At 44.4% G+C, this 26,991-nt stretch carries 23 protein-coding genes; 11 read left to right on the top strand and 12 right to left on the bottom strand.

Annotated features, from left to right (window positions below; all coding sequences use genetic code 11):
• Nucleotides 1-56 precede the first annotated feature (56 nt).
• Entirely contained in the window at nucleotides 57-1,010 is a 954-nt protein-coding gene (locus R7Z78_RS18235; protein ID WP_169644076.1) for an endonuclease/exonuclease/phosphatase family protein, read from the top strand.
• 17 nt (nucleotides 1,011-1,027) lie between these two features.
• Here the strand turns inward: R7Z78_RS18235 and cra are convergent, their stop codons facing one another.
• Entirely contained in the window at nucleotides 1,028-2,008 is a 981-nt protein-coding gene (cra, locus tag R7Z78_RS18230; RefSeq protein WP_104976111.1) for a catabolite repressor/activator, read from the bottom strand.
• Between the two features lie 373 nt (nucleotides 2,009-2,381).
• On the opposite strand from cra, the gene fruB reads away from it, so the two are divergent.
• Genes fruB through fruA form a run of 3 tightly spaced genes read left to right on the top strand, consistent with a single transcriptional unit; the run spans nucleotide 2,382 to nucleotide 6,254 of the window.
• Nucleotides 2,382-3,515: a fused PTS fructose transporter subunit IIA/HPr protein gene (fruB, locus tag R7Z78_RS18225; RefSeq protein ID WP_005386065.1), complete on the top strand. Its 1,134-nt coding sequence runs from the start codon at nucleotides 2,382-2,384 to the stop codon at nucleotides 3,513-3,515.
• Nucleotides 3,516-3,524: 9 nt separating this feature from the next.
• Nucleotides 3,525-4,496, top strand: coding sequence for a 1-phosphofructokinase (gene pfkB / locus R7Z78_RS18220; RefSeq protein WP_104976112.1), 972 nt, complete (start codon nucleotides 3,525-3,527; stop codon nucleotides 4,494-4,496).
• An 18-nt stretch (nucleotides 4,497-4,514) separates the two neighbouring features.
• Nucleotides 4,515-6,254 (top strand): PTS fructose transporter subunit IIBC, encoded by a 1,740-nt coding sequence (gene fruA / locus R7Z78_RS18215; protein ID WP_005376409.1) that lies wholly within the window; start codon nucleotides 4,515-4,517, stop codon nucleotides 6,252-6,254.
• An 82-nt stretch (nucleotides 6,255-6,336) separates the two neighbouring features.
• Here the strand turns inward: fruA and R7Z78_RS18210 are convergent, their stop codons facing one another.
• The 4 genes from R7Z78_RS18210 to R7Z78_RS18195 all read right to left on the bottom strand — a co-directional run bounded on the left by R7Z78_RS18210 (nucleotide 6,337) and on the right by R7Z78_RS18195 (nucleotide 12,416).
• Nucleotides 6,337-7,047, bottom strand: coding sequence for a hypothetical protein (locus tag R7Z78_RS18210; RefSeq protein ID WP_005376411.1), 711 nt, complete (start codon nucleotides 7,045-7,047; stop codon nucleotides 6,337-6,339).
• A 175-nt stretch (nucleotides 7,048-7,222) separates the two neighbouring features.
• On the bottom strand, nucleotides 7,223-10,282 hold the full coding sequence (locus tag R7Z78_RS18205; RefSeq protein ID WP_104976113.1) for an efflux RND transporter permease subunit: 3,060 nt from the start codon (nucleotides 10,280-10,282) through the stop codon (nucleotides 7,223-7,225).
• A complete protein-coding gene (locus R7Z78_RS18200; protein ID WP_104976114.1) occupies nucleotides 10,282-11,343 on the bottom strand; it encodes an efflux RND transporter periplasmic adaptor subunit in 1,062 nt (353 codons plus the stop codon). The genes R7Z78_RS18205 and R7Z78_RS18200 overlap by 1 nt, the downstream gene beginning before the upstream one ends.
• The gene (locus R7Z78_RS18195) at nucleotides 11,343-12,416 is read right to left on the bottom strand and encodes an efflux RND transporter periplasmic adaptor subunit (protein ID WP_104976115.1); all 1,074 of its coding nucleotides are present in this window, start codon (nucleotides 12,414-12,416) and stop codon (nucleotides 11,343-11,345) included. The genes R7Z78_RS18200 and R7Z78_RS18195 overlap by 1 nt, the downstream gene beginning before the upstream one ends.
• A 160-nt stretch (nucleotides 12,417-12,576) precedes the next feature.
• Here R7Z78_RS18195 and vdeR point away from each other — a divergent pair, with 160 nt between their 5' ends.
• Nucleotides 12,577-13,305: an efflux transporter transcriptional repressor VdeR gene (vdeR, locus tag R7Z78_RS18190; protein ID WP_005376423.1), complete on the top strand. Its 729-nt coding sequence runs from the start codon at nucleotides 12,577-12,579 to the stop codon at nucleotides 13,303-13,305.
• A 71-nt stretch (nucleotides 13,306-13,376) separates the two neighbouring features.
• On the opposite strand, the gene gcvT is transcribed toward vdeR, so the two are convergent.
• A complete protein-coding gene (gcvT, locus tag R7Z78_RS18185; protein WP_104976116.1) occupies nucleotides 13,377-14,495 on the bottom strand; it encodes a glycine cleavage system aminomethyltransferase GcvT in 1,119 nt (372 codons plus the stop codon).
• 260 nt (nucleotides 14,496-14,755) lie between these two features.
• Nucleotides 14,756-15,379 carry a helix-turn-helix domain-containing protein gene (locus R7Z78_RS18180; protein ID WP_005376429.1) on the bottom strand — a complete coding sequence of 208 codons (624 nt, stop codon included), beginning with the start codon at nucleotides 15,377-15,379 and terminating at the stop codon, nucleotides 14,756-14,758.
• A gap of 380 nt (nucleotides 15,380-15,759) precedes the next feature.
• Here R7Z78_RS18180 and R7Z78_RS18175 point away from each other — a divergent pair, with 380 nt between their 5' ends.
• From R7Z78_RS18175 to gcvP, 3 genes are all read left to right on the top strand, one after another.
• Complete coding sequence (locus R7Z78_RS18175) at nucleotides 15,760-17,055, top strand: serine hydroxymethyltransferase (RefSeq protein ID WP_047103534.1); 1,296 nt, start codon at nucleotides 15,760-15,762, stop codon at nucleotides 17,053-17,055.
• 53 nt (nucleotides 17,056-17,108) lie between these two features.
• Nucleotides 17,109-17,489 carry a glycine cleavage system protein GcvH gene (gene gcvH / locus R7Z78_RS18170; protein WP_005376432.1) on the top strand — a complete coding sequence of 127 codons (381 nt, stop codon included), beginning with the start codon at nucleotides 17,109-17,111 and terminating at the stop codon, nucleotides 17,487-17,489.
• 126 nt (nucleotides 17,490-17,615) lie between these two features.
• Complete coding sequence (gcvP, locus tag R7Z78_RS18165) at nucleotides 17,616-20,480, top strand: aminomethyl-transferring glycine dehydrogenase (RefSeq protein WP_017820968.1); 2,865 nt, start codon at nucleotides 17,616-17,618, stop codon at nucleotides 20,478-20,480.
• Between the two features lie 239 nt (nucleotides 20,481-20,719).
• Here the strand turns inward: gcvP and R7Z78_RS18160 are convergent, their stop codons facing one another.
• The 3 genes from R7Z78_RS18160 to R7Z78_RS18150 form a co-directional block, all read right to left on the bottom strand.
• Complete coding sequence (locus R7Z78_RS18160; protein ID WP_005388788.1) at nucleotides 20,720-21,121, bottom strand: VOC family protein; 402 nt, start codon at nucleotides 21,119-21,121, stop codon at nucleotides 20,720-20,722.
• A gap of 250 nt (nucleotides 21,122-21,371) precedes the next feature.
• A complete protein-coding gene (locus R7Z78_RS18155) occupies nucleotides 21,372-22,199 on the bottom strand; it encodes an MBL fold metallo-hydrolase (RefSeq protein ID WP_225452537.1) in 828 nt (275 codons plus the stop codon).
• 266 nt (nucleotides 22,200-22,465) lie between these two features.
• Entirely contained in the window at nucleotides 22,466-23,371 is a 906-nt protein-coding gene (locus tag R7Z78_RS18150) for a LysR family transcriptional regulator (protein WP_104976117.1), read from the bottom strand.
• Nucleotides 23,372-23,464: 93 nt separating this feature from the next.
• On the opposite strand from R7Z78_RS18150, the gene R7Z78_RS18145 reads away from it, so the two are divergent.
• The 3 genes from R7Z78_RS18145 (at nucleotide 23,465) to R7Z78_RS18135 (ending at nucleotide 25,880) form a co-directional block, all read left to right on the top strand.
• Nucleotides 23,465-24,376 carry a DMT family transporter gene (locus tag R7Z78_RS18145; protein ID WP_104976118.1) on the top strand — a complete coding sequence of 304 codons (912 nt, stop codon included), beginning with the start codon at nucleotides 23,465-23,467 and terminating at the stop codon, nucleotides 24,374-24,376.
• A 197-nt stretch (nucleotides 24,377-24,573) separates the two neighbouring features.
• A complete protein-coding gene (locus R7Z78_RS18140; protein ID WP_005376442.1) occupies nucleotides 24,574-25,035 on the top strand; it encodes a carboxymuconolactone decarboxylase family protein in 462 nt (153 codons plus the stop codon).
• 104 nt (nucleotides 25,036-25,139) lie between these two features.
• On the top strand, nucleotides 25,140-25,880 hold the full coding sequence (locus R7Z78_RS18135) for a helix-turn-helix domain-containing protein (RefSeq protein ID WP_169644074.1): 741 nt from the start codon (nucleotides 25,140-25,142) through the stop codon (nucleotides 25,878-25,880).
• Nucleotides 25,881-25,999: 119 nt separating this feature from the next.
• On the opposite strand, the gene R7Z78_RS18130 is transcribed toward R7Z78_RS18135, so the two are convergent.
• Nucleotides 26,000-26,494 (bottom strand): YcxB family protein, encoded by a 495-nt coding sequence (locus R7Z78_RS18130; RefSeq protein ID WP_104976119.1) that lies wholly within the window; start codon nucleotides 26,492-26,494, stop codon nucleotides 26,000-26,002.
• 223 nt (nucleotides 26,495-26,717) lie between these two features.
• Nucleotides 26,718-26,978 (bottom strand): DUF5062 family protein, encoded by a 261-nt coding sequence (locus tag R7Z78_RS18125; protein ID WP_005376453.1) that lies wholly within the window; start codon nucleotides 26,976-26,978, stop codon nucleotides 26,718-26,720.
• Nucleotides 26,979-26,991 lie beyond the last annotated feature (13 nt).

Genomic DNA, 26,991 nt, shown 5'->3' with positions numbered 1-26,991 from the left:
ATTACGCAGCCTGAAGGTATATACTCTCTAAGTTATTGTTGAAAAGAGCGAATACTTTGTCTCAACCAAGTAGAATTACCTTTGTCACTGCGAACTTGTTTAATTTTGTCGCACCGCCTAACGCCTACTATGATTTCGAGAACATATACTCGTTAGAGCAATGGCGAGACAAACTTTCGTGGACGCAACGTCAAGTTGAAAAACTGGAAGGCGACGTGATTGGCTTACAAGAAGTATTCAGTATCGAGAAGACCCAGGCATTCTTTTCAACCATCGGCTACCCCTACTTTGCGACCGTTGACACCCCACATGTTGAGGATGAGTACATTTACTCAAGCCCTGTTGTGGCAATCGCCTCTCGGTTTCCAATAGAAAAAGTACAAGCGGTAGAGTTTGACTTAGCAACGCTTGAGCCTTTTGGAGTAAGTGTTGCTCCAGAGTTCAGTCGCAAACCTATCTATGCCCAAGTAATACATCCTGTACTTGGTCATATCGCCGTTTACGTAACGCACCTGAAATCTCAACGCCCGGCCGACTCAGAACAACCAGAAACGTCCAGCACGATTATTGGGCGCTGGTTATCCACCCAGCAAAGAGGCTGGGAAGCATCGATGTTAAGAGACGCGATGCAAAAGAGGTATCGAAAAGAACCAATGCCGACAGTGTTAATGGGCGATATGAATCAACCTATCACTCCTATCAGCGTTAATAGCGCATTGGTATCCAACACTGGTGACAGTGTCACTGAATTACAACTCAAAGATGGTTGGATATTGCAAAGTGACGCTCAGAAGGATGAACGCCCCGTCACGCACTATCATTTTTCCACTGGGAACGTACTCGACTATATCTTGCTCTCACAAGAGTTTGACACCTTATCAGATATATCGGTTGCCGAGGTTGTTGACTATCAGGTGTCTAACCAACATCTGATCAACCCGATTTATGACAGAGATAAAAACGCCAGCGACCACGCATTTGTGGCGCTGACGGCTGAAGTAAAGCTTTGAGTAACCTATTTAGTTACTCAGTGGCGTTTCACAATTTTACGTGGGATAAGTTCTACGCCAGGCTTGTAACGCTTAGCGGAAGCGTTGAGTGCTAACTCCATTGCGCTGTCCGCGATCAACTCAAATTGTTGAGGTAAAGAGTTGATTTTCACTGGCAAGAAGTCCAGCAGTCGATTATCACCAAACGTCGCTAGGCGAACTTTGCTCATGAGTTCTGGCTTTTCGAGCATCACATCCAACACGCCTTCTAACAGTGTGTATGACGTTGTGACAATGGCATCTGGCAATGCGTTCTCTATTAACCATCTCTCTAAGACTTTCTTGCCTTCTTCCCGGGAGAAGTGTTGTCCATAACCCACTGTTGCCGTTTTACCACCTTGTTGAGAAGCAGATAGAAAACCGAGCTCACGCTCTTTTGAGACTTGAAGATCTTGCAATGCACCGATTAAGCCAATGGACTTAATATCCTCTGACAGTACTGACTGAGTGAGTTCAAGTGCGGCATCAAAATCTTCGCTGATGACACAACAAAAGTGCTCATCATCCATTGGACGGTCTAGCGCGATAACTGGCGTACCAGAATTTTGCAACTTAAGATAATACTCGTTTGCAGTGGGCATACCACTTGCCACAAACAACGCATCAATACGACGACTGACTAATGCTTCCGCCACCTTTTGCTCTGTATCAGGATCATCATCAGAGCAGCCAATCAAAATTTGGTACCCCGCTTTCCGAGAGTTTTGCTCTATCAGCTTTGCAAGACGCGCATAACTGGTGTTCTCTAAGTCTGGGATGATAAGCCCAAATGAGCGTGAATTACCTGCCCGCAAGGAAGACGCCGCATGATCTGGCTTATAATTGTACTCTTCTACAACGGCCATCACCTTTTTCTGAGTCTTCTCGCTGATGCGGTATTTCTGCGCTTTTCCGTTAATCACATAGCTTGCAGTTGTCTTAGAAACACCCGCTAATTTGGCTATTTCATCCAGTGTCATATTCTAAACCTTATTCTGTGCGCGCGATCATATTAATACATCAACGATCTTTCGATAAGTTGAATTATAAGCTGAACCGATTCAGTATAAAAGCTGAAAGGATTCAGCAAAACTTAAAAATTGACGTAAATCACCTGAATACACAACAAACCAATTTGTGAGCTAGGCTATAGGACAGCGGCAAAGGCTCGTTTGTTAACGTCAGTTTTTAAAACAGTTTTTCTGAGTCTTTTAAAAAATTTACCAACAAGCTGAATCGATTTAGCTTGAAATATAAAAGGTTTGAGGAGTGATAAGCGCTCAGAAGAAGCGGCGTTCAACTTCTCACACAGAATACATTTTTAAATTGATACCTTAAGGCTGGAGAAGCACCATGCTTAAGCTAAATAAGAACGACATTACCCTCTCGCAATCAGCGACAGATAAGTTTGAAGCAATAAAGAGTATTGCTCATAGCCTGACTGATAAAGGCCTAGTTGAGCAAGGTTACGTTGAAGGCATGCTAAACCGTGAAAACCAAAACTCTACGTTTTTGGGGAACGGTATTGCAATACCGCACGGTACAACCGACACTCGTGCAATGGTGAAAACAACGGGTGTTGCTGTGCACCACTTCCCACAAGGTGTCGACTGGGGTGATGGCAATACTGTGTTCGTCGCTATCGGTATCGCAGCTAAATCTGATGAGCACCTTGGCATTCTTAAACAGCTCACCAAAGTGCTAGGCGCAGATGGCGTAGAAGAACGTCTGCGTAATGCAAAAAATGAAGACGAAATCATCGCCCTACTGCACGGTGATGTTCAGCTTGAAGCAGACTTTGACGCTTCTTTAATTCAACTGATGTTCCCTGCGAGCGACATGCTACAGATGAGTGCTGTTGCTGGTGGTCTGTTGAAAAATACGGGATGTGCTGATAACGAATTCGTTGCAGATCTCGTTACCAAACAACCAACTCACTTAGGTAATGGCCTGTGGTTAATTGGCAGTGACAAACATGTCACTCGCACAGGTGTGTCATTTGTCTCGACGGCAAACGACTGCGAATATGAAGGTCAAAAAGTGCGTGCACTTGTCGCGTTCGCGGCATGTAACAATGCTCACCAACCTATCCTAAAAACGCTTTCTAATATTGTGTTTAACAATGAACACGGCAAGCTTTTAGATGCATCAGTAGAACAGATTCTTGCTTTGTTCAAAGGTGAAGAAGTCACAGCTGCATCTTCAGAAGAAGGCAATACCGCTGTATTTAAAATCAAAAACTCTCACGGCCTACATGCTCGTCCGGGGGCAATGTTAGTCGCAGAAGCGAAAAAGTTTGAATCCACTATACGTGTTTCCAACCTAGACGGAGATGGAAAAGCAGTAAACGCGAAGAGCCTAATGAAAGTCATCGCGCTGGGCGTTAAGCACGGTCACCAACTTCAATTTACAGCAGAAGGCCCTGATGCGCCGCAAGCCTTGGAGTCTATCGGAAATGCAATCGCTTCTGGCCTTGGTGAAGGTTAAGGATCCGATATGACAAACAAAACAAATAAGGTTGTCACTATTACGCTCAACCCGGCATTGGATTTAACAGGTTCAGTAAATGAACTAAACGTTGGTTCCGTGAGCTTAGTACAGCAAAGCAATCTCCACGCTGCAGGTAAAGGTGTCAACGTAGCAAAAGTGTTGAGCGATTTAGGCGCAGATGTCACGGTTACCGGCTTTCTTGGTAAAGATAACCCTGAGCTATTCCATCAGCTTTTCAATGACATCGGCGTTAAGAATGAGTTTGTAGAAGTACAAGGTGCAACTCGTATCAACGTCAAGCTCGTTGAGGCTAATGGAAACGTTAGTGACATTAACTTCCCTGGTGTTCAAGTTACGGCAGAAGAAATCGCGCGCTTTGAAGAAACCCTATTCCGCCTTGCTGAAACACACGATTACTTTGTATTGGCAGGCAGCCTACCGGGCGGTGTTACTGCAGAGAAATGCGCTGCATGGATAGAAGCACTGCATCAACAAGGCAAAAAGGTGTTGTTCGACAGTAGCAAAGCCGCATTGAAGTCAGGTATTGATGCTCACCCATGGTTAATTAAACCTAACGATGAAGAACTTGGTGATTTTGTTGGCGAACATCTAGCAACACCTGAACAGTGCCAAGCTGCAGCGCAAACACTGAGCGACAAAGGCATAGAAAACATCGTGGTTTCTATGGGACCTGACGGTGTTATGTGGCTCAACCAAGGCGAATGGCTTAGTGCAAAACCGCCTCGAATGCATGTCGTGAGCACCGTTGGCGCAGGCGATACGCTGGTCGCTGGCTTGTGTTGGGGCCACATGCAACTGATGCCTAAAAACGATTTATTGCGCTTCGCTACAGCACTTTCTGCTTTGGCAGTTAGTCAAGTTGGCGTAGGGCTAACCAGTCAGGAAGAACTGGAAAATATCAAGCGACAAACTGAAGTTAGCGCGCTTTACCCTATTACAAACTTAGAACAAAACTAAGGAACAGAAGGTTATCGTATGAATATTGCCATTATTACTGCCTGTCCGAGCGGTGTAGCAAATAGCATCCTTGCGGCAGGATTACTAGAACAAGCCGCCGCAAAATTAAACTGGAATGCCAAAATAGAATGTCAATCAAGTGTGGTTGAACCAACACTATTGACGGAAGCTGACGTTGAACAAGCAGAAGTCATTGTCATTGCGGCAAATACTAGCGTCGACACTTCTCGTTTTGTAGGAAAAAAGGTTTACCAAGCGGAAATTAGCGAAGTAGCAAAAGACGCAACTGCGTTTCTCCAGCAAGCGGTTGAAAACGCCACTTTACTTGAAAAAGCAACCACACTTGCAGCCCCTATCACTACAGATACAACATCAGCATCAAAGAAGATTGTTGCAATCACGGCATGCCCTACTGGCGTTGCGCATACCTTTATGGCGGCAGAAGCTTTAGAAGAAGAAGGCAAGCGTCGTGGCCATCAAATCAAGGTGGAAACTCGTGGTTCAGTTGGCGCTAAAAACCAACTGACTGAGCAAGAAATTGCAGATGCCGATCTGGTGATCATTGCTGCGGATATTGAAGTGCCACTTGATCGCTTTAACGGCAAAAAGATGTACCGCACGAAAACAGGTCCAGCTCTGAAGAAAACAGCCGAAGAGATGGACAAAGCATTCGAGCAAGCCACGGTGTATCAACATTCTGGTTCAGCTAACTCTTCATCTTCCACCGAAGAGAAAAAAGGCGCTTACAAACACCTAATGACGGGTGTTTCGCACATGCTTCCTGTCGTCGTTGCAGGTGGTTTGATCATCGCTCTATCTTTCGTGTTCGGTATTGAAGCATTTAAAGAAGAAGGCACACTAGCAGCAGCCTTGATGAACATTGGTGGTGGCTCTGCATTCGCATTGATGATTCCTGTACTTGCTGGTTACATCGCGTTCTCAATTGCTGACCGTCCTGGTCTGGCTCCTGGTCTTGTTGGTGGTATGCTAGCAAGTTCAACGGGTGCTGGTTTCCTAGGTGGTATCGCAGCTGGCTTCATTGCCGGTTACGCAGCGAAACTCCTCGCAGATAAGGTGAAACTGCCACAATCGATGGAGGCGCTTAAACCGATTCTGATCATTCCATTTGTAGCAACATTGTTCACTGGCCTTGTCATGATTTACATCGTAGGCGGCCCAGTTTCAGGCATCATGAACGGCCTGACTGACTTCCTAAACAACATGGGATCTGACAGTGCAGTACTACTGGGTATTATCCTTGGCGCAATGATGTGTTTCGACCTAGGAGGCCCGGTAAACAAAGCCGCTTACGCATTTGGTGTTGGCCTTTTGGCTTCACAAACTTACGCGCCAATGGCGGCAATCATGGCCGCAGGTATGGTTCCTGCGCTAGGTATGGGTTTAGCGACCTTCATTGCGAAGAACAAATTTGAACAAAATGAACGTGAGGCAGGTAAAGCATCATTTGTCTTGGGCCTTTGTTTCATCTCTGAAGGCGCAATTCCATTTGCTGCGAAAGATCCAATGCGCGTGATTCCATCTTGTATGGCAGGTGGCGCACTTACTGGTGCCCTATCGATGCTATTCGGTGCGAAATTAATGGCACCACACGGCGGTCTATTCGTGCTGCTAATTCCTAACGCAATTTCACCAGTATTAATGTATTTAGTGGCTATTGCAGCAGGTACAGCGGTAACTGGCTTTACTTACGCATTCTTAAAAAGCAAAGCAGAAGCGAAACAAGAAGTCGCAGCTTAATTAGAGCGACTCCGGTTAACAATGCCACCCTCGAATTTGGCATTTAGCACCTCCCTTTAATTCCGGTTAAGGGAGGTGTTTTTTATTCCGCAGCCGGAACGGCTACAATGTCTACTTCCCCACTGCTCATATCCACCGTTGCTTGATAAGCGCTATGCGGGTCACCGTAGTGCTTGAAGGTAAAGTGGTAAACGTTAGCTGGCGTCCACAAGGTTTTTGACTCTGCGGGCAGAATGTCATAGCCGTCTTGCTGATAAAGCTCTGTCGCCATTACATTTGCGATTGCCGCCTGCTGGTTAGCGTCTCGATCCACCTTTGGCTCTAGTGACGGGTTACTTGGATAAGACTCACCGTTGTAACTCATGAGTCGATATGAGCCATTACTCCAAACGATAAAGTCCTGCCAACCATTACTGTAACTGTCGGCTAGTACAATAGGCGTGCGAGTTACCGACATTCGATTAATAACGTTTCCCTCATTATCAAACATATATGCAGAGCAGCCACCACTACCACAGAAATAGCGATCTTGAAGCAACACTATGTGTTCTGCCTTTCCGTCGCTGTTTAGGTCGGCGCTACCCGATAGATAACGTAGATTGTCTTGCTCGAGCGACAGCCCTTCAGGGGCTAAAACCTTACTATCAATCCAACTGGAAATGACTTCAGCACTAACACTGTTGACTTTAGGGGCAGGTTGTTTGGTTTCTGTCGGCATGCTATCCGTCGCGGTGCAGCCAACCAAGGTGAAAGAACCAACGAAGAAGAGTCCGTTTAATATGCGCTTATTCATGTAATCTCAATCTTTGATGTGTCGTTACATCAGTATACGCATGATTTGCATTGTAATCGTAAGAAAATCATTAAAATCAAGCAAATGAATGGTTTGGTATATATTAGTAAGATCAAAAAAGCCCCGAAGAAAACCTTCAGGGCTAGGCAGGAAGCTGGCAAATAGCCAGGAGTCCCTATGCAGTGGTCAGTTTTACCCTAAACAGAATTGCAAACATCACTGGCACCACTATCAGTGTCAGTACAGTAGCAAAACCAAGACCTGCCATAATCGTTATTGCCATCGAGCCAAAGAAGGCGTCGAAGACCAGTGGTATCATCCCCAAGATAGTTGTTAGGGCAGCCATACTTACCGGACGAACGCGGCTTATCGCACTATCGACAATCGCGAGGTAAGGATCTTTACCTGACTCCAACTCAAGGTTAATTTGGTCAAGCAACACAATACCGTTTTTCAAAATCATGCCACTTAGGCTTAACAAACCAAGGAATGCTGTAAAACTGAACGGCATGTTCGTGGTAAGCAAACCAAAAGCAACGCCAATGATCGCTAACGGAACGGTGAACCAAATGACCAACGGCTTTTTTATTGAGTTAAACAGTAAAATAGTAATGATGAACATCAACAAGTAACCCATCGGCAATGAACCGAATAGGCCTTCTTGTGCATCTTTGGATGATTCGTACTCACCACCCCATGTGATTTCGTACCCTTCTGGAACATGCAATGCCATCACTTTAGGCTGTACACGAGCAAATAAGCTTGCTGCCGTGTCGTCACTCAACACATCATGGTCCGCGAGAACGGTTAACGTACGCTTACGGTCACGACGCTGAATTAGCGGCTCACTCCAATCCAGTTGAACGCCATCAATCACTTGATCAACCGGAATATACGTTTGCAACGAAGGACTCCAAATGGTCACGTTTTGTAGTGATTCAAAATCTACGCGTTCTTCTTCAGGAAGGCGTGTCATAATTGGCAACGTATGTGTACCATCACGCAAGTAACCTAAGGTGCTACCACCAAACGCCATTTGCAGTGTGCTTGAAAGATCTTCTTTCGAAATACCTAAGCGACGAGCTTTAGACTCATTGAAAACGGGTACAAGTTCCTTGGTGCGCTCTCGCCAATCGTGACGAATGTTTCGGGCACCAGGATCGGTATGAAGGATGTCTTCAACTTGCACCGCCAAGTCACGTAAAACTTGTGGATCAGGGCCAGTAATACGCGCTTCGATCTTAGACGCTGGTGATGGACCAAATTCCATCAATTTAAACTGGAACGTAGGCGCATCAAATGTTTTCGCCAGATTCTCATCTAACTTATGCAGTAAACCAAACATTTTCTCACGATCAGTCGCGCGAACTTGGAACTGCGCGTACGCTTCGTAACTTTTTTCTGGTTGATAGGTTAAAGCAAAACGCTGTAGGCCCTGCCCAATCGAAGCAGAAACAAAGTCAATATCATCTTGCTGACGAATGTAGCTTTCGACCTCTTCAGCTTTTTTAATCGTTTCACGGATGTCAGTACCCTCTGGCATCCACATATCCACGTAGAACATCGGCGTATTCGATGGTGGGAAGAACTGCTGTTTTACATTACCAAATGCCACGACAGCACCCACTAATAGCGCCACCATGCCAGCAACGGTAAGCCAGCGGAATCGCAATGCAAATTTCAGTGATGCCCCAAATACGACAAACAACCAGCCTTTATAAGGATCATCTTCGCTAGTACCCTGCTCTTTGTTTTCCTCTTTCAACAAAAGATCGGCAAGGAAAGGCGTCAGTGTAATAGCGGTAATCCAGCTTAAAAATAGTGAGAAACACAGCACCCAGAATAGAGAGCCCATGAACTCACCTGTCGCATCTTGCGACAAACCGATAGGTGCAAAAGCCGTAATTGCAATAACAGTTGCGCCCAGCAAAGGCCATTGTGTTTGCTTTACAATATCGACAGCCGCTTGAACTTTGGTACGCCCTTTCTTTAGGCCAACCAATATGCCTTCCACGACAACAATCGCGTTATCAACCAGCATACCCAAGGCAATAATTAACGCGCCAAGAGAAATACGATGCAGTTCGATGTTGTTGTAATTCATCAAAATGAAGGTACCAAATACCGTCAATAACAACACAACTCCAATGATGACACCACTGCGTAAACCCATAGTAAACAGCAACACAATGATTACGATCGCCACTGCCTCCGCTAGACTAATTACAAACGCTTTAACAGATTCATCCACCTCATTGGCTTGGTTGTAAAAGTAGTTCATATCGATGCCAGCAGGCTTGATAGACTCTAGGCTCGCGAGCTCCGCATCCAAACGTTCACCAACCTCAACCACGTTCACACCCGATGCAAACGAGATACCGATATTAATCGCTTTTTGACCGTTAAAGAGTACGACGTTGCCTGGCTTCTCTTGAATACCGCGAGAAATCGTTGCTACGTCTTTTAGACGAATTAGATTTCCTGTGTCACGGCCATGAATGATCAGATTTTCTAGTGCTTCTACAGTGTTTAAGGTGCCGCTTGGGCGAATAACAAGGCTTTCGCCATTGACCATCACTTCCCCTGCTGAAACCACATTGTTTTGCTGGTTCAACAAGCTCGAAACCACATTCATGTCTAAGTTCAGTGCAGCAAGGCGATCAAGTGAGATCTCAACGAATAGCATTTCTTGCTGATCGCCCGTGATGTCTACCTTACCAACACCATCAACAAGCTCGATTTCACGGATCAGGTAATCCGCATAACGTTTCAGCTCTACATAGTCGTAATCGTCACCAGTGAGCATTAACATCACGCCATAAACGTCACCGAAATCATCAATGATCTGTAAAGACTGAACACCTTGAGGCAATGATGGTCGTAAATCATTAATTTTACGGCGCATTTCATCCCAAATTTGCGGCAGTTCATCAGGACCATAGTCCATTTCCATGCTCACCGTTATTTGAGACATACCATTAGAAGACGTAGAGGTAATTTTGTCGATATAAGGGAGTTTTCGAATCTCTTTTTCTAGAGGATACGTCAGCTCTTCTTCAACTTCTTTTGACGTCGCGCCAGGGTATGTTGAGATGATCATGGCATCTTTGATCGTAAATGCCGGGTCTTCTAATCGTCCAAGCTCCAAAAATGACGTTAAACCACCAACAGCAAGGATAATAATGAACAACCAGCTGATGACTTTGTTTTTTATTGAATACTCAGCAATGTTCATTATTGGTTATTCTCCACAACATCCACATGTTTACCTTCGCGTAATTTACGCAGATTTGAATTAATCAGAATATCGCCCTGGCTAACACCTGACGACACAATGGCTCCATTGCCATTCACTTGAGAAATCATGACAGGCACTCGTGTGACAATGTCACCTTCTTTTTTCCACACAAAGAACTCATTCCCTTCACCGCCTGCTTGAAGCGCCGTGACAGGAACACTGTAACCATCAATAGAGGTAATGCCCGCCTTCACCATATCGACCAAAACGCTTACGCTGGTTCCCGGCAATATCTCTGTTTTGGGCTGTGGCATCGTCAAGTACATTTCGTAGGTTTGAGTTTCAGCGTTGGGTTCACTTGTGTGCTCTAAATAGTCCAAAGCAAATCTGCCATCGATGCCGGAGAAGGTTGCTCTAGGCTTGTAGCTCATTCTGTCTGAGTTTGGGTCTACCATCGCTAAAACATTGTCGGAAAGCTCAATACGCACGTAAACCAAATCGTTTTGGTATAGGTTTAACACGGGTTCACCAATTGCCACACGCTCAAAACGTTCTTTGAAAACATCAGATACTTTACCGGCGAACGGGGCGAATAAACGGGTGTAATTCAATTGATTGGTCGCGTTATAGAAAGTAGCCTCAGCTAGCTCTTTATTGGCGGTTAGCTCATCAAGTTCCGCTTTTGAAATCATTTGACGTGCATGCAAGTCTTCACCGCGTTTAAGCTGACGAATTGCAAGTGTGTATTGTGCTTCTGCGTCATTCACGGCTTGCTTCTCTTTGCTATCATCTAGCTTTGCGATCATTTGCCCCTGCTTCACAACGTCACCCGCTTTAACCAATACGTGCTGAACTTCCCCAGCGCGGCGAAATGCCATTGGCGTTTGCTCTGCAGGCACTACTATGCCTTTGAACGCGCGATGTTGACTTTGTACTGGTGCATCCACCGAGATAGTCGACACAAAAAGTGACTGCTCGACGATAGCTTGGTTTTCATTTTTGCACCCTGTTAAAACTGCAAGTGCAATCGCAGAGATCGTAAGTAGAGAACGTTTCATTAAATGCCTCCCTCACGAACCCAAGCTTTCACCACTTGTCCTTCAACCAGTCTCTCAACACCAGCAATAACAACGTAATCATTGTTATCAAGCCCGGCTTTCACACCACCTGCTGCGTCAAGTGACACAGTGACTTTATTGACCTGCTGCGTGCTTCTGTCCATTACCCAAACTTCACCTTGCGTCCCATTTTTGTTGACCCAAGCAGACTGAGGTAACGTCATCGCGTCCGATACATGTTGTTTAGCAATGTGTACCTGCCCTGTCATACCTGTCAGCAAATTGCGATCTTCTGGTCGAGTGATGGTCACGATCGCCTCATAACTATTGGTATCGATGTTTGGCTGCGTCGAAATTTCTTTAAATTGCCCAGGAATACGTTTTCTTGGCTCGCTATCCATCGTCACCCACATATCGGAGTTTTGCAGTGACTCAAGTGATACAGATTCCGCATAACTTACTGGCAAGGTGAACGACACATCCAACGTCGTGTTATCAATGAGATTCAAGATCTCCTGCTTCTCTGCTACTACCTGAAACGGGTTGACATAGGTATATGACACAATGCCATCAAACGGTGCATGAATTTTGGTATAGCTCAAATCGGTTTTAGCTTGTTCGTAGTTCGCCAATGCCGCTTTATATTGAGTTTCTTTCTGATCGTACTCATCAGTACTAATGAGTTTTTTTCCGTAAAGGTTTTTCGCGCGGTCCCATTGTGTTTTCGCTAACGCGTACTGCGCTTGAGCGGCATCTAACGCAAGCTGAAGATCTTTAGGGTCTAACGTTGCGAGCACTTCACCTTTTTGGACTTTTTGACCCATGCGTACACGTAATTCATCAACCTCTCCACCAACCTGAAAAGAAAGCTGCGCGCGATGTGTTGCATCAATACGCGCTAAAAAGGCGTGCGAGTCTTCAAGTTCTAGGTCTTTCACCGCCAGTAATTTTACAGGTTTGATTAAAGGTTCAGACGGCTCAGAAATGGCTTTATTACACCCAGTTAGCATCCCAGAAAGACTTAATGTCACCACTGCGCCAACTAAAGTGCGCTTTAAATATTGTTTTCGCACCCGCTTTCTCCGTAGGTTTTATATATTACACAGCCGTGCAGTATAAGCAGAATTTGAAATTGATCAACATATTTTCCAGGTGGATAGCAAATTAATTAGTCAATGCGTTCGGTTTCTGGTAAAAGTAAGCGCGTGATTAATATTCGGGAAAATTCGAACTATGAATGAAAGAAAGCAGGGGCGTAGAAGTGCTGAAGCAGCAGAACAAACTAAGTGTCTGATCCTTAAAGTGGCAGCAGATATGTTTTGTGAACTTGGTTACGAGCGTGTCTCGCTGCGCAATATCAGTGAAAAGGCTGGTGTTTCACATAGTTTGATCCGTCACCACTTCGGCAGCAAAGAGAAAATCTGGCAAGCGGTTAGCGATGCAATGGACGAGTTCATGCAGTGCTATATGGCTGAACTCATCAATGAAATGCCGGAGAACACACCTTCGAATAGAAAAATTTATCTGTTTATGGTTCGCATGCTAGCATTTGCTCTCGTCAATCCTCATCCAGTACAGATGATCGCCGATGCCATTCGACAAGGCGATGACGGTGCTCTACTGCAGTATTTCTTAAAGTCAAAAGATGAGTTCGCTGCAATATTTACCGGAATTTTCGAGCAGTACAACAGCGAAAACCCTAATGCACAATTTGATCAGTGGGAATCAAAGTGGCAAATGTTGATCTTCGCACATGGTGCTGTCAGTCTCGCGCCAATGATGCAAGAAACATGGCCGGATATTGCAGATAATCGCGAAAAACTGCTGATCAAGCATTGGGAATTGTTTAATACCATTATGGCCTCTCAATTTGGGATCCCAAAAGAAGAGATGATTCATCCGGAAAAGCTTGAAGATATCGTTATTGATATGTGCTGTACTATTGATGAAGCAGTAAACTAAAAGTAAACAAGCGAAAAGAAGACATAAAAAATGCCGAGCTACAAAGCTCGGCATTTTTGTTTCAATTCGTTTTAACCACGGTAGTAACGTTGTGGTACGAACGGCATTTTTTCAACGGTCATTGGTAGCATTTTACCACGCACTTCAGCGAACACTTCAGTACCAATCGCCGCCAAATCCGCACGAACATAACCCATTGAGACTGGCTTACCTGCATTCGGACCCGCCGTACCGCTGGTTACAACGCCAATTTTAACGCCGTCAGCATCAAACAGTTCAACACCTTCACGCACTGGCGCTTTGGTTTGACCTACTAGACCCACACGCTTACGCGCCACATCTTTAGTCTCAATCTGCTTAAGAATAATGTCTGCGCCAGGGAAACCACCTTCACGTTCACCACCAATACGACGAACTTTTTGGATACCCCATAGCAAGCTCGCTTCAACAGGTGTTGTTGTTGTGTCTAGGTCATGACCGTATAGACAAAGGCCACACTCAAGACGAAGTGAATCACGAGCACCAAGGCCAATCCATTCAACTTCATCTTCCGCAGTCAGTTTACGTGCTAGCTCTTCCGCTTTGTCAGCAGGAACCGAGATTTCGTAACCGTCTTCGCCTGTATAACCACTACGAGAAACAATGCACTCGGCGCCTAAAATATCGACTTTACGAATATCCATGAACAGCATTTCAGAAACTTCTGGTGCAAAACGCGCCAATACAGCCGCCGCTTTAGGGCCTTGGATTGCAAGTAGAGCTCGGTCTTCGATAGTTTCTAGCTCAACACCAGATGGTAAATGCGCTTGTAGGTGTGCGATATCTTGCGCTTTACATGCTGCGTTCACAACCATAAACAGATGATCGCCTAGGTTAGCCACCATCAAGTCGTCCATGATGCCGCCCTCTTCATTAGTGAAAAAAGCGTAACGCTGTTTACCAGACTCAAGATCCACAATATCCACTGGGACTAATGTTTCTAGGAACGCAGCTGCACCGTCACCAATTAGGCGAAGCTGTCCCATGTGAGAAACATCAAACAGACCTGCCGCATCACGAGTATGTAAGTGTTCCTTCTTTACGCCTAGAGGATACTGAACAGGCATATCGTAACCCGCGAACGGGACCATTTTGGCACCAACTTCAACGTGAAGTGCGTGTAGTGGTGTTTTCAGTAGTTCTTGAGTCATTTTCGTCTCCATTTAGATAGACCCGAGAATGCTATCGGCATTCGATGTGTTTCCAATAATAAACATGGCTCATTCTATTTTGCACGAACAAGACGTAGATCGACTTGCAAAAGTGTGACTCTTAACATTTTAATCACAACAAATCGTACAAAAAAAGCGCTTTAATGAGCAAGTTCTCATCAAAAAAGCGCTTTTTCATCATAACGACCACCAACAGCAATCGTTTGCTTTCACTATAGGAAATTTACAAGTATTTATCACTATTTGGCTGTCACCCACAAAATGAGCGCATCTTCCTCGCTAACACTGGTCAACATATGTCCCATATTTGCATCGTAATAAACGCTGTCTCCCTCGCTTAAAACAACAGGTTCGTAAAACTCAGAATAGAACATGACCTCACCAGATAAGATAAGTAAAAATTCTTCGCCGTCATGACGAACCCAGTCTTTATATTCATCAAAACTACGAGCTCGAATTTGGCTCTTAAACGGCATCATTTTCTTATTGGAAAGTTGAGTAGCGAGCAGTTCATGTTCATAAGTTTGTGTTGGGTGTGGTTTACCTTCATTCTTCTTGGTAACATCCCTGCGCCCTGTCGCTACCTTTTTTCTAGGTGGTTCAAAGAGTTGTGGCATGTCAATTTGTAAGCCTAGTGCCAATTTTTGCATCGCTTGAAACGTCGGGGAGATCTGCTCATTTTCTATTTTGCTCAGTGTAGATCGAGCAAGCCCGGTTCGCTGACTCGCTTCTTCTAATGTGATACCAAGTTTCGAGCGGATATCCTTAATACGCTGGCCCAGTTTTAACGGCTCGATATTTTGGTCATGTTGCTCTTTTGCCAACGTCATCGATGGGTATTCATCGTAAATACTTTCTGCCATAAATCCCTCTATAGATATCCATATTTTTTGTCTTACTCGCATTGTGCATGAAGCACATAGTGGATAGAAGTCCACCAAGTGAATTAAAGCGTGCTCTTGTTAACAAATTTTGAAATCTTGTTTCCTATAGGAAATTTTTGGTTGATTGTTCCCGCCACAGGCGCTATGTTACCAACTTGTTAGATGTAGAGATGCATATTTCCGTAAGAGATTGGTAAAGGAAACACGCAATCCAACGGAGTTTTTTGCCCAAATTTAGGGCCGGATGTTCACTCTGTTCTGCTACGCAGTTCAGCTGTTTTTGAGGACAAATGAACCACAACCGCAAATCATAACTCATCTATTGCGGGTTCATTTTCAGATTTGGAAGGTCAACTACCATGAATAAGAGTTACCCTAACCACAGCTTGGAAAACTTTTTCTCTACCAACCTCTCTGCGACAGATGATGCTGTCTTTGCTGGAATTCAAGCGGAATCCGCTCGCCAAAACGAACAAATCGAACTTATCGCTTCTGAGAACATTGTTTCTAAAGCGGTAATGCAAGCTCAAGGCACATGCCTAACAAACAAATACGCTGAAGGTTACCCAGGTCGCCGTTACTATGGTGGTTGTGAGCACGTAGATACAGTGGAAGCCATTGCTATCGAACGCGCAAAAAAACTTTTCAATTGTGAATACGCAAACGTTCAACCACACTCAGGCGCACAAGCAAACGGCGCAGTAAAGCTGGCACTGCTTCAACCTGGTGACACCATTCTTGGTATGTCTTTAGACGCAGGTGGTCACCTGACGCACGGCGCACGCCCTGCACTTTCTGGTAAATGGTTTAATGCAGTTCAATACGGTGTTGATCGCGAAACACTAGAAATTAACTACGAAGATGTTCGTGAGCTTGCACTTGAGCACCAACCTAAAATGATCATCGCAGGTGGTAGCGCTATTCCACGTACTATCGACTTTGCAAAATTCCGTGAAATCGCAGACGAAGTAAATGCAATTCTTATGGTCGACATGGCGCACATCGCTGGTCTTATCGCAACAAGCGCACACCCTAGCCCACTGCCACACGCACACGTTGTTACGACTACAACACACAAAACATTGCGTGGCCCTCGCGGCGGTATGATTCTTACTAACCACGAAGACATCATTAAGAAAATCAACTCAGCCGTATTCCCTGGCCTACAAGGTGGCCCACTGATGCACGTTATCGCAGCCAAAGCGGTCGCATTTGGTGAAGCGCTTGGCCCTGAATTTAAAACTTATATTGATTCGGTGATCAATAACGCAAAAGTCCTAGCGGAAGTATTGCAAACTCGCGGTTGCGACATCGTAACTGGTGGCACAGACACGCACCTAATGCTGGTTGACCTTCGTCCGAAAGGGTTGAAAGGCAATAAAGCAGAAGAAGCTCTAGAGCGTGCTGGGATCACATGTAACAAAAATGGCATCCCATTCGATACAGAGAAGCCTATGATTACATCGGGCATCCGTTTAGGAACGCCTGCGGGTACAAGCCGCGGCTTTGGCGCTGAAGAATTCAAACTCATCGGTAATTGGATTGGTGACGTACTGGACGGTTTAGTGAACAACCCTGAAGGTGACGCAGAAGTTGAAAAACGCGTTCGCAAAGAAGTAAAAGAACTTTGCAGTCGCTTTCCTCTATACCAGTAAACGATTTTTTTGAAATCATAATAATTCCTGACAAGTTATTCGGAGATTAAGCAATGGACAAAACACTGAAGTTTGCAGATAGCCACGAGTGGGTACGTGACAACGGTGACGGCACAGTAACAATTGGTATTTCTGAGCATGCACAAGAAATGCTAGGTGACGTGGTATTCGTTGACCTACCAGACGTAGAAGACGAAGTTGAAGCAGGTGAAAGCTTCTCTCTCGTTGAATCTGTAAAAGCAGCGTCAGACATCTACGCACCAATCACTGGTGAAATCGTAGAAATCAATGAAGAACTAGAAGACAGCCCAGAGCTAATTAACGAAGAGCCGTACGAAGGTGGCTGGATCGTAAAAGTGAAGATGTCTGATGTATCTGAACTAGATAACCTGAAAGACGCAGACGAATACCTAAACTCTATCGAAGAAGAGTAATTAGGATGTGACGAAAGCTGTTCCCTAGCCTGTTTAGAGAACAGCTTTTTTTCTAGGTTCGGACGTATAATTTAATTTATCAGTAACGCAAATCCGTTACCCGAACCAAGGAGTAGGTAAAGGACAATGACTGAATTACTTCAAAGCCTCAGCACACAAAACGAGTTCGTTGCTCGCCACAATGGACCAAACAAATCTGACCAACAGAAAATGTTGGAAGCGATCAACGCAGTTAGCCTAGATTCGCTTATCGACGAAACCGTACCAGCACAAATTCGCCTAGAGCAACCAATGAGCTTGGCAGAAGCGAAAAGCGAAGCAGACATGCTGGCAGCAATGCGTAAGTTCGCCGATCAGAACCAAGTTAAACGTACATTCATTGGTCAGGGTTACTACAACACCTTCACGCCGAACGTGATTCTACGCAACGTGATGGAAAACCCGGGCTGGTACACCGCTTACACCCCTTACCAACCAGAGATCTCACAAGGTCGTTTAGAAGCACTTCTAAACTACCAACAAATGGTGATGGATCTTACTGGTATGGAAATCGCGAACGCGTCATTGCTCGATGAAGCAACGGCAGCAGCAGAAGCGATGACACTTTGTAAGCGTGCGGGTAAAAGCAAGAGCAACGTATTCTTCGTTGCTGACGACGTTCACCCACAAACCATCGAAGTGGTAAAAACTCGTGCGAAATTCATCGGCTTTGAAGTCTTGGTTGGTTCTTTAGAATCACTACCAGAGCAAGACGTGTTCGGCGCACTAGTTCAATACCCAAGTACAACAGGTGAAGTTCGTGACCTAACGGACATCATCGCTAAAGCGCAAGCAAACAAAACACTAGTGACTGTAGCAACGGACCTTCTTGCTTCTACCCTACTTAAACCTGCAGGTGAAATGGGCGCAGACGTAGCAATCGGTTCAGCACAACGTTTTGGCGTGCCGATGGGTTACGGCGGTCCACACGCTGCTTTCATGGCAACGCGTGATAAGCACAAGCGTACAATGCCTGGCCGTGTTATCGGTGTTTCTATCGATACCAATGGTAACCAAGCACTGCGTATGGCAATGCAAACGCGTGAACAGCACATCCGTCGTGAAAAAGCGACATCAAACATCTGTACTGCTCAAGCACTGCTAGCGAACATGGCGTCTTTCTACGCGGTTTACCACGGCGCAGAAGGTCTACGCACTATTGCTCGTCGTACACACCACATGACAGCCATCCTAGCCGCTGGCCTAACTAAAGGCGGCTTCGAGCTTGCTCACAACAGCTTCTTCGACACCATCACTATCAACACAGGTGCACAAACTGAAGACCTATACGCGAAAGCACTAGCCGCAGACATCAACCTACGTAAGTTGGGTACTCAGCTAGGTGTGAGCTTCGACGAAACCACAACCGTGGCAGATGTAGAAGCCCTATTCGCAGTATTCGGTGTGAAAGAAGAAGTCGCAGCACTATCAACTGAAATCGCAGGCAACGAGTTTGCAGCCATTCCAGAAGCATTGCGCCGCACAACAGAATATCTAACACACCCTGTGTTTAACACGCACCACAGCGAAACACAGATGATGCGTTACCTAAAACAGCTAGAGAACAAAGACTTCTCACTCACGCACGGCATGATCCCACTGGGCAGCTGTACGATGAAGCTGAACGCAGCAGCAGAGATGATTCCAGTAACTTGGCCTGAGTTTGGTTCGATCCACCCGTTCGCACCAGCAGAACAAGCAGCTGGTTACGCAGCACTCGCAAAAGATCTTAAAGAAAAGCTATGTGAAATCACTGGCTATGACGCATTCTCACTACAACCAAACTCTGGTGCATCGGGTGAGTACGCTGGTCTTATCGCGATTCAACGCTACCACGAAAGCCGTGGCGAAGGTCACCGCAACGTATGTTTGATCCCAAGCTCTGCGCACGGTACTAACCCTGCGACAGCATCTATGGTGTCAATGAAAGTGGTTGTGGTTAAGTGTGATGAAGAAGGCAACATCGACATCGACGACCTAGCAGCGAAAATCGAGAAACACAAAGACAACCTATCAAGCATTATGATCACTTACCCTTCTACGCACGGCGTTTACGAAGAGAAAGTGAAAGAAGTGTGTGAAATGGTTCATGCCGCTGGTGGTCAGGTTTACCTAGACGGCGCTAACATGAACGCGCAGGTTGGTCTAACATCACCAGGCTTCATCGGTTCAGACGTTTCTCACCTAAACCTACACAAAACCTTCTGCATCCCGCACGGTGGTGGCGGTCCGGGTATGGGTCCTATCGGTGTGAAATCTCACCTAGCTCCTTTCCTACCAGGGCATATTGAAGACGGTGTAGAAGGCGCAGATTTCGCAGTATCAGCAGCAGATATGGGTAGCGCTTCTATCCTACCTATCTCTTGGGCTTACATCGCAATGATGGGCGAAGCTGGCCTAACAGATGCTACAAAAGTAGCTATTCTGAACGCAAACTACGTGATGGAAACACTTCGCCAACACTACCCTGTTCTTTACCGTGGCAAAAATGGCCGCGTAGCGCACGAATGTATTATCGACATTCGTCCGCTGAAAGAAGAAACAGGTATCAGCGAAGAAGACATCGCGAAGCGTCTAATGGACTACGGTTTCCACGCACCAACTATGTCGTTCCCTGTAGCGGGCACGCTAATGGTTGAGCCAACGGAATCGGAAGATCTAGAAGAGTTGGACCGCTTCTGTGATGCGATGATCGCTATCCGCGAAGAAATGGAGAAAGTGAAAAACGGTGAATGGCCACTGGATAACAACCCACTTGTTAACGCGCCACACACTCAAGTTGATCTTTCAGCTGAAGATTGGGACCGCCCTTACTCTCGCGAGATTGGCTGCTTCCCGTCTAAAGCGACCAAATCTTGGAAGTACTGGCCAACGGTAAACCGCGTAGATAACGTATACGGCGACCGTAACCTAATCTGTTCATGCCCAAGCATCGATAACTACGAAGATTAATTTTTGTAGTCTCTAAATCGACAAAGGCGAACCGTTTGGTTCGCCTTTGTTTTTGGTGTGCCGCCCTAACATTTGTTGATACATCGAGAAGGAATGATGGCTAGTTATTGTTTGCACAAAAGTGATTTAGAAATACAGTGACTTCTGAGAACCTTTGAATTAGCACTAATATCTCAGAGCCTTAAAAGCTTGTTGGAAACTCCTCATGAACACTATGTTATGCAGGTGCTATGTAGTTTCTAGTTCAGTTGCAGTAAGTCCCATTTATTACCATAGAGATCTTGGAACACCACCACTGTCCCGTATTCTTCCACACGAGGCTCTTCATTAAATACAACACCATTTTTCTTCATCAACTCGTAGTCACGCCAAAAATCATTAGTTTGCAGAAACAGGAAAACACGGCCACCTGTTTGATTTCCTACTGCATGCGTTTGCTCCGGTGTACTCGCTTGAGCTAAAAGTAGGTTTGTACCATTGGAGTTTGGAGGAGAAACTTGAACCCAGCGTTTACCACCACCTAGGTTGGTATCTTCAACCAGAGTGAATTGAAGTTTTTGAGTATAGAATTCGATAGCATCGTCGTAATTTTCAACGACTAGAGCAATGTTTCCGATTTGCTGCTGAACAGTTTTGGCCATGATGATTTCCGCTGTGTCAAAACGCTAATTGTACGCTATTTTGAGACTTTTCTAGAAAGCACGTAACGCCTTGCAAATGTTTAAGGCACACAATACGAATGTTTACGCACAGCGCCTTTGCCACTAGAACCTACAAACAATACAGCTACCACAAGTGTCGAATCTTGATTGAGCAACTCATCAAAGCCTTAGCTATAACTCAAGAGCAAATCTCTAACCTAATAACGAAGGCTGCTCGTATACCACGGTATTATAGTTCTTCTAGTTTTCCCTTAGCTAAATCTTCTTGTTGCTTAAGGAACATGAAGAAGTTTGCCTCACTGATAAACGGGTTACCGCTTGTACCGAGCTTCTTCCTATTTTCAAAAAGGAAATTTTTATGTGGATGGTTCGAAAGGTTAACGTTCACAATAGGTGCCTGTAGTGAAATTTTTCGAATTTTCTCCATGCTAGTCAGGAACTGGCCAATAACTTCTGGATCATTGCTACTTACGCTATGCCCACCAACGATAAAAGCACGATATTGTTCGCCATTATCTTCAACAGTGAAGTCTAAGGAATAATCACCTTCCGTGTGGCCAGGTGTGAGATAGAACTTAAACTCATGTCCACCAATAGCCATAGAGCTATCGCTTTTTATCTCTATGTCTAAATTTGGAGGAAGGAACTTGTTCTCACCTTCGCTTTTGTTTGATTGCTGTATAGATAGTTCATGAGCGCTTTTGGTCATCACGACTTTGGAACCATACTTCTCTTGAAGTAACTGGGCGCCCCCAACGTGGTCAGAATGCCCATGAGTTACCAATATGTGCGTTATTGGCTTATCTTTTAGCCCTAGCTTCTCTAGGTTGATAGGTATCCACTCAGAGTAAGGGAAGTCAAGCGTATCAATGATAACGAGTCCGTCGTCTGTAGCAATGGCATATGATGAGACCCACTTGTCTCCTACATAATAGACATTATCAAACATCTGAAATGGTTCTACATAACCGTTCTTATCATTCATTGCTGGAACATATTGACTTAAGGAAGCAAAAGACGAAGCACTGAAAAGTAAACCTACAATAATTTTTTTCACGAAATCACACACAAATATATCCTTAATAATTTCTTATAGAACCTCGCGGATGAGAAAGCTCTAAACGATTTTCAGAGGCAAATACAACTGCAAATACTTTCTACTTAGCTTGAATTTTAGCTGACCGAATCACTTGTAAACTCGAATCCCATTAACTGCCTATGTATTCATGATTCTTTTAGAGGTTAAATAAATGAACTCAATTGAAGCAGAGTCATGAAGCTTCACTTGAGGTTACCGGCACAGCACAATGTGATAAACCTCTTTCAAGCAAACATTTGAATGCGATTTTTCCAATTTAAGACATGTTCAATAAATGCATCAACTCTTGCAGGCCTTTTATCGCGGTCTCGATACATAATGAATACTTCTTTACCCGAGCATTGCCATTCTGGCAACAAAGGCAGCAGGTTATGTTGATCATGATTTAGCTCATGAAAGTAATAGGTTGGAATCCACGCAATTCCTAAACCATGGATGACGGCGTCTCTAACTAGTAGTACATCATTTGAAGTGAATTGAAACTTTAGCGGATGATCAAATGTTTCATTGGTGATTTGATTAACTAATTTCCATTGGCTGTCGTTGTTTACCGTAATTAGGCGATGATGAACAAGTTGTTCTGGATGGGTAATCGGTTGGTGTTGTTCTAAATAGCTTCGTGATGCACAAAGCGCAAATGGAATCGACCATAATTTCTGAGCAATCCAGTCTTGTTCAATAAGATCACCAAGACGAAAACTAACATCGACACGGTTAGATACAAGATTGATTTTTTCATTCTGTACATCTAAATCGATACATATCTTCGGATGTTGCTCTGCAAATTCATAAACGCACCGCTTTAACCACATCTGTGTCATGTTAATTGGCGCTGATATTTTGAGCGTTCCGCTTAAAGACTGACGCTCAGTCGCAATTCTCGATGTCACATTATTTAAGCTAAGAAGTAACGGCTCACAGAGTTGATAATATTTTTCGCCATCAGTTGTTAACGCAAAGTGGTGTGCACTGCGGTTAAATAGTCTGCAATTTAAGTTTGTTTCCAGCCTTTTTAACTTCCGGCTTAGCGTAGCTAACGGGACATTAAGACGCTCAGATGCTTGTGTTAGGCTTTGATAGCGAGCAACAGAAACGAATAACAAAAGGTCATCCAAAGAGTGACGTTCCATATTTGGGATTAACCCTCTTAAATTTGGCTATTAAAAATCAAATATGAAATATATAGCATTATCGCGTCAAGTTAATTTTTATCAGGAAGATCTATGTCTAAGCATTTATCAATTTGGTGCGGTGTTGTTGTCGCTATCTTTTTTTGGTCTAGTAACTTTAACGTAATAAAGGCTATTAATAGCGATGTCTCTCCTTTGGATTCAGCGACGTTACGTTTTTCCGTTGCAGCTTTAATACTCTTACTGATAAGAGGTACTAAACGCTCTCCATATGGAGCCAAACTCACACGAAAAAGTATGTTGTCGTTGTTTGTTATAGCAACCGTGGGTGTAACTATCCAAAACTTCTCTATTTTCTCTGCAATGAGATTTACTACCCCAGTTAACGCAGCGGTTGTTCAGGCAAACCTACCACTTGTCACTATCTTGTTGTCGGGCTTTATTCTCAAAACTTCCATTTCGGTTAAAACTATTTTAGGTGCACTAATCAGTTTTTGTGGAGTGGTAATCGTCATTACAGGGGGAAATATTCATTCTATTAGCAGCAATAGTAATATTGGTGATCTATACATGTTATTTGCTTTAATTAGTGGGTGTTTATACACAATTCTAGCGAAGCGTTTAACATCTCATATCCCAGTAACTCAGCAGTTACGTTGGGTGTTAAGTATTGGTGCCATTCAAATGGTCGCTATAGCGATGTACCACGGCGACTTTAGCCGTAGCTTAAATGCCATAACATTTAAAGACCTATCACTAATAGCGTACATGAGCCTGTTTGGCACTTTGATCGCTTATTACTTTTGGATGAAAGGTGCTATCGTTCTTGGTCCAGATAAAATGTCTCCATTATTTAATATTATGCCGGTATTCACTCTACTGATTTCGTTCATTTCTGGTGAGCAGGCTCAATGGGAAAATGTTTTAGGCGTCTTTATCGTTGCGGCTGGTGTGTATATAGGTAACTCAGCACCTTTTGCTCGTTTACGGAAGGTGGTGGAGTAAAAATAGACGCCAACCTTAAGTCGCATTATTTAGAGCAATACTTTGTTAATTGGCATAAGTTTTCTTGGTTTCCAATAGGTACATTTTTTCGCTTTCGTCGTTCACTCTTTTATCTAACTTTATTGAGTGCATGTCGAAAATCTTCAATCTTTTGCTAAGAGCGTTTTTTACTATGTAAAAAACAGAGGAGAATGACCATGAAAAAACGACTCAACTATATTGAAGTAGCGCCAAAAGCAATAGAAATCCTATACGCTCAGGAAGCTTACTTCCATGAACAATTTAGCCAATCAGAAACTATGAACATGATCATATGGGAACTGGTTAAGTTACGCATATCGCAAATCAATCAATGTGCATTTTGTATCGACATGCATAGTAAAGATGCGCTTAAGTTAGGTGAAAAGCCGGAACGCATATGGGGGCTTAGTGCATGGAAAGATATGCCATTCTACAGCGATGCAGAACACGTTGCGCTTGGCTGGGCTGAATTACTAACTGCTGGCCTACCAGTAGATGATGATACCTATCAGCTGACCTTGAATACCTTTGGAGAAGAAGCTATGGTCAACCTAACAATTGCGATCAACGCGATCAATAGTTGGAACCGAATAGTTAAGGCATTTAAGCCAAAGGTTGGAGTCTATAAACCTCGATAATTCTATTTGACGGTTCTTACTTGTAAGCCACTGCTTATACCTCAACTTAATAGGATGAAAAGTACATGTGTATCACTTTCTCATTTAAGTTGAGGTTAAATAGGATGATTCATTTGAACTTAGAATTTGATATTTTAAAACCTCAAAAGGCTTTAGCTGGCTATGTTCAAGCCATTTGGTCAGCATCCGTCAAACCTGATACGACGCAAACCGTACGTAAACAATTACTCAGTGATGCTGGTACAGGTGTGGTATTCATTTTACAGAATGAAGTACAAATGGATGGTGAGTGGCAGACGCCGGGGGTTGTCCTACTGCCTATAAGCATTCTGGCACATCAGGTCTGCCTACCGCCAGGCGCGGTGATGACTGGCGTACGCTTTCATCCTGCTGTTGGTTATCAACTATTTGGTAAACGTCTAGAACAGCTATTGCGGATTCAAGACGACCACCCTTTGGCTTCTTCTGCACTAGCAACATTTGAGTCTCTGCAAATAGCTCGTTCGCCATATGCAAGGATTTCTACGTTATATCGCTGGGTTCAAACACTGATTGAGGAATATGAACCGCAGTATGTCGGCCACATTATTGACCAACCTACAGGGACCATCAGTCAGCGCCAGAGAGAGCGCAATTTTCAGAAATGGTTGGGGATTACTCCTAAACATTACCAACGCATTAAACGAGTGAAGCACACTTTAGAGCAACTCCGAGCGCAACCCGATCTTACTTTATCGGAGTTGGCGCTGGAGCAAGGTTTTTCCGATCAAGCACACATGACTAGAGAGTGTAAGCAGATTGCGCGCATGACACCGAAGCAGTATGTCCGAAAGAGAAACCTCTAAACCTTATTAGCTTTCTACATCAAACCCCATTGATTCAGAATCGACCATATACTTGTTACAATGTTCGATCATATATCACCTACTTTTTCGATCGCTCATTCCAGCTTGATGTGAGTTGGTTAGCTCGCTTTTGATGCCGCGTGCCGCTCTACCATAAACGCGATCACTTCTTCGCTTAAGCAAGATTTGCTGATGTATTGGCGTTGTTTACCAAGGTGAAGGATAAAGCCCAAATCAGTTTGTTCGAGTTGGTCGATATCACTCCAAGCGAGGCTGCGATCGATTTTACCGCTTTTATAGCGCACGCCATCTGCATTAACTTCAAACACTACTTTGCTGCCACGGCTTGAACTGATGGTTTGACGCCATAGCCACCAGGTTCTTTTGAAGTAAACGCTACACGCTTCAATCACACTCAATACGATAAAGAACCAACCGACATAACCGTTAGGTAGCAGTTCAAACTCCAATAAAACCACACCAAAGATAAGAAACAGCATCCCTTTTAGGTACGCTTGTGGGAACTTCGTTGGCTGGCTAGTTTGATCATAACACTCAGCAAAGAAAGGTTTGTCGAGTATGTATTCTGTAGTGAATTCGAAATCTTTAGACATGTATGGTTACTTCAAGGCTTCTGTAAATGAGTAATCTTGGTTGCACTCTCGCAACACCTGCATTGTGGCGCTTCTCGGGATTTATCTTTAGTCCTTTTGATTTTGTTTTGTAAATCAATGATACCGCCACGCCAAAAGACCTCGGTGCACTCGCCAAGATCAAACAAGGCGAACCATTTGGCTCGCCTAGTTAATTAATGACCTATATGACTTATGAGGTTTTCTACTTTAGAGGGTCATTGTCTGGCAATGCACTGTGTATCCAGACTGCCAGTCGGTGTTTGATGCTTGCGCCGTCTAGCTTGCTTTCCGGTAATGGGGTGATCTGTTTGGCATCAACCAAGAATAGGTAAATCGCTTTTACTCTTAGAGGTTGTGGTGACTGAGGAAGGTCAAAGCCTTGTAGCTTCGCCATCTTCCCACCAATCTCTAGTGCCTTCTTAACCAGTTTGTCTTCATTGTGAAGTTTGGAGCTTTTTGACATTGATAAATCCTCT

This window comes from Vibrio sp. 1167 (assembly GCF_033340375.1).
GTDB classification, from domain to species: Bacteria; Pseudomonadota; Gammaproteobacteria; order Enterobacterales; family Vibrionaceae; genus Vibrio; species Vibrio alginolyticus.
The sequence above is the reverse complement of the archived record's forward strand: the minus strand, read 5'-3'. Positions and strand labels throughout refer to the sequence as shown.

What these genes read in the sequence shown, in the direction of transcription:
- R7Z78_RS18160 (WP_005388788.1), bottom strand. Translation starts at nt 21,121, where the DNA reads ATGGCCAAAACTGTTCAGCAGCAAATCGGAAACATTGCTCTAGTCGTT.
- gcvP (WP_017820968.1), top strand. Translation starts at nt 17,616, where the DNA reads ATGACTGAATTACTTCAAAGCCTCAGCACACAAAACGAGTTCGTTGCT.
- R7Z78_RS18145 (WP_104976118.1), top strand. Translation starts at nt 23,465, where the DNA reads ATGTCTAAGCATTTATCAATTTGGTGCGGTGTTGTTGTCGCTATCTTT.
- gcvT (WP_104976116.1), bottom strand. Translation starts at nt 14,495, where the DNA reads ATGACTCAAGAACTACTGAAAACACCACTACACGCACTTCACGTTGAA.
- R7Z78_RS18210 (WP_005376411.1), bottom strand. Translation starts at nt 7,047, where the DNA reads ATGAATAAGCGCATATTAAACGGACTCTTCTTCGTTGGTTCTTTCACC.
- R7Z78_RS18130 (WP_104976119.1), bottom strand. Translation starts at nt 26,494, where the DNA reads ATGTCTAAAGATTTCGAATTCACTACAGAATACATACTCGACAAACCT.
- pfkB (WP_104976112.1), top strand. Translation starts at nt 3,525, where the DNA reads ATGACAAACAAAACAAATAAGGTTGTCACTATTACGCTCAACCCGGCA.
- R7Z78_RS18175 (WP_047103534.1), top strand. Translation starts at nt 15,760, where the DNA reads ATGAATAAGAGTTACCCTAACCACAGCTTGGAAAACTTTTTCTCTACC.
- R7Z78_RS18125 (WP_005376453.1), bottom strand. Translation starts at nt 26,978, where the DNA reads ATGTCAAAAAGCTCCAAACTTCACAATGAAGACAAACTGGTTAAGAAG.
- R7Z78_RS18180 (WP_005376429.1), bottom strand. Translation starts at nt 15,379, where the DNA reads ATGGCAGAAAGTATTTACGATGAATACCCATCGATGACGTTGGCAAAA.
- gcvH (WP_005376432.1), top strand. Translation starts at nt 17,109, where the DNA reads ATGGACAAAACACTGAAGTTTGCAGATAGCCACGAGTGGGTACGTGAC.
- fruB (WP_005386065.1), top strand. Translation starts at nt 2,382, where the DNA reads ATGCTTAAGCTAAATAAGAACGACATTACCCTCTCGCAATCAGCGACA.
- cra (WP_104976111.1), bottom strand. Translation starts at nt 2,008, where the DNA reads ATGACACTGGATGAAATAGCCAAATTAGCGGGTGTTTCTAAGACAACT.
- R7Z78_RS18140 (WP_005376442.1), top strand. Translation starts at nt 24,574, where the DNA reads ATGAAAAAACGACTCAACTATATTGAAGTAGCGCCAAAAGCAATAGAA.
- R7Z78_RS18205 (WP_104976113.1), bottom strand. Translation starts at nt 10,282, where the DNA reads ATGAACATTGCTGAGTATTCAATAAAAAACAAAGTCATCAGCTGGTTG.
- R7Z78_RS18135 (WP_169644074.1), top strand. Translation starts at nt 25,140, where the DNA reads ATGATTCATTTGAACTTAGAATTTGATATTTTAAAACCTCAAAAGGCT.
- R7Z78_RS18200 (WP_104976114.1), bottom strand. Translation starts at nt 11,343, where the DNA reads ATGAAACGTTCTCTACTTACGATCTCTGCGATTGCACTTGCAGTTTTA.
- vdeR (WP_005376423.1), top strand. Translation starts at nt 12,577, where the DNA reads ATGAATGAAAGAAAGCAGGGGCGTAGAAGTGCTGAAGCAGCAGAACAA.
- fruA (WP_005376409.1), top strand. Translation starts at nt 4,515, where the DNA reads ATGAATATTGCCATTATTACTGCCTGTCCGAGCGGTGTAGCAAATAGC.
- R7Z78_RS18150 (WP_104976117.1), bottom strand. Translation starts at nt 23,371, where the DNA reads ATGGAACGTCACTCTTTGGATGACCTTTTGTTATTCGTTTCTGTTGCT.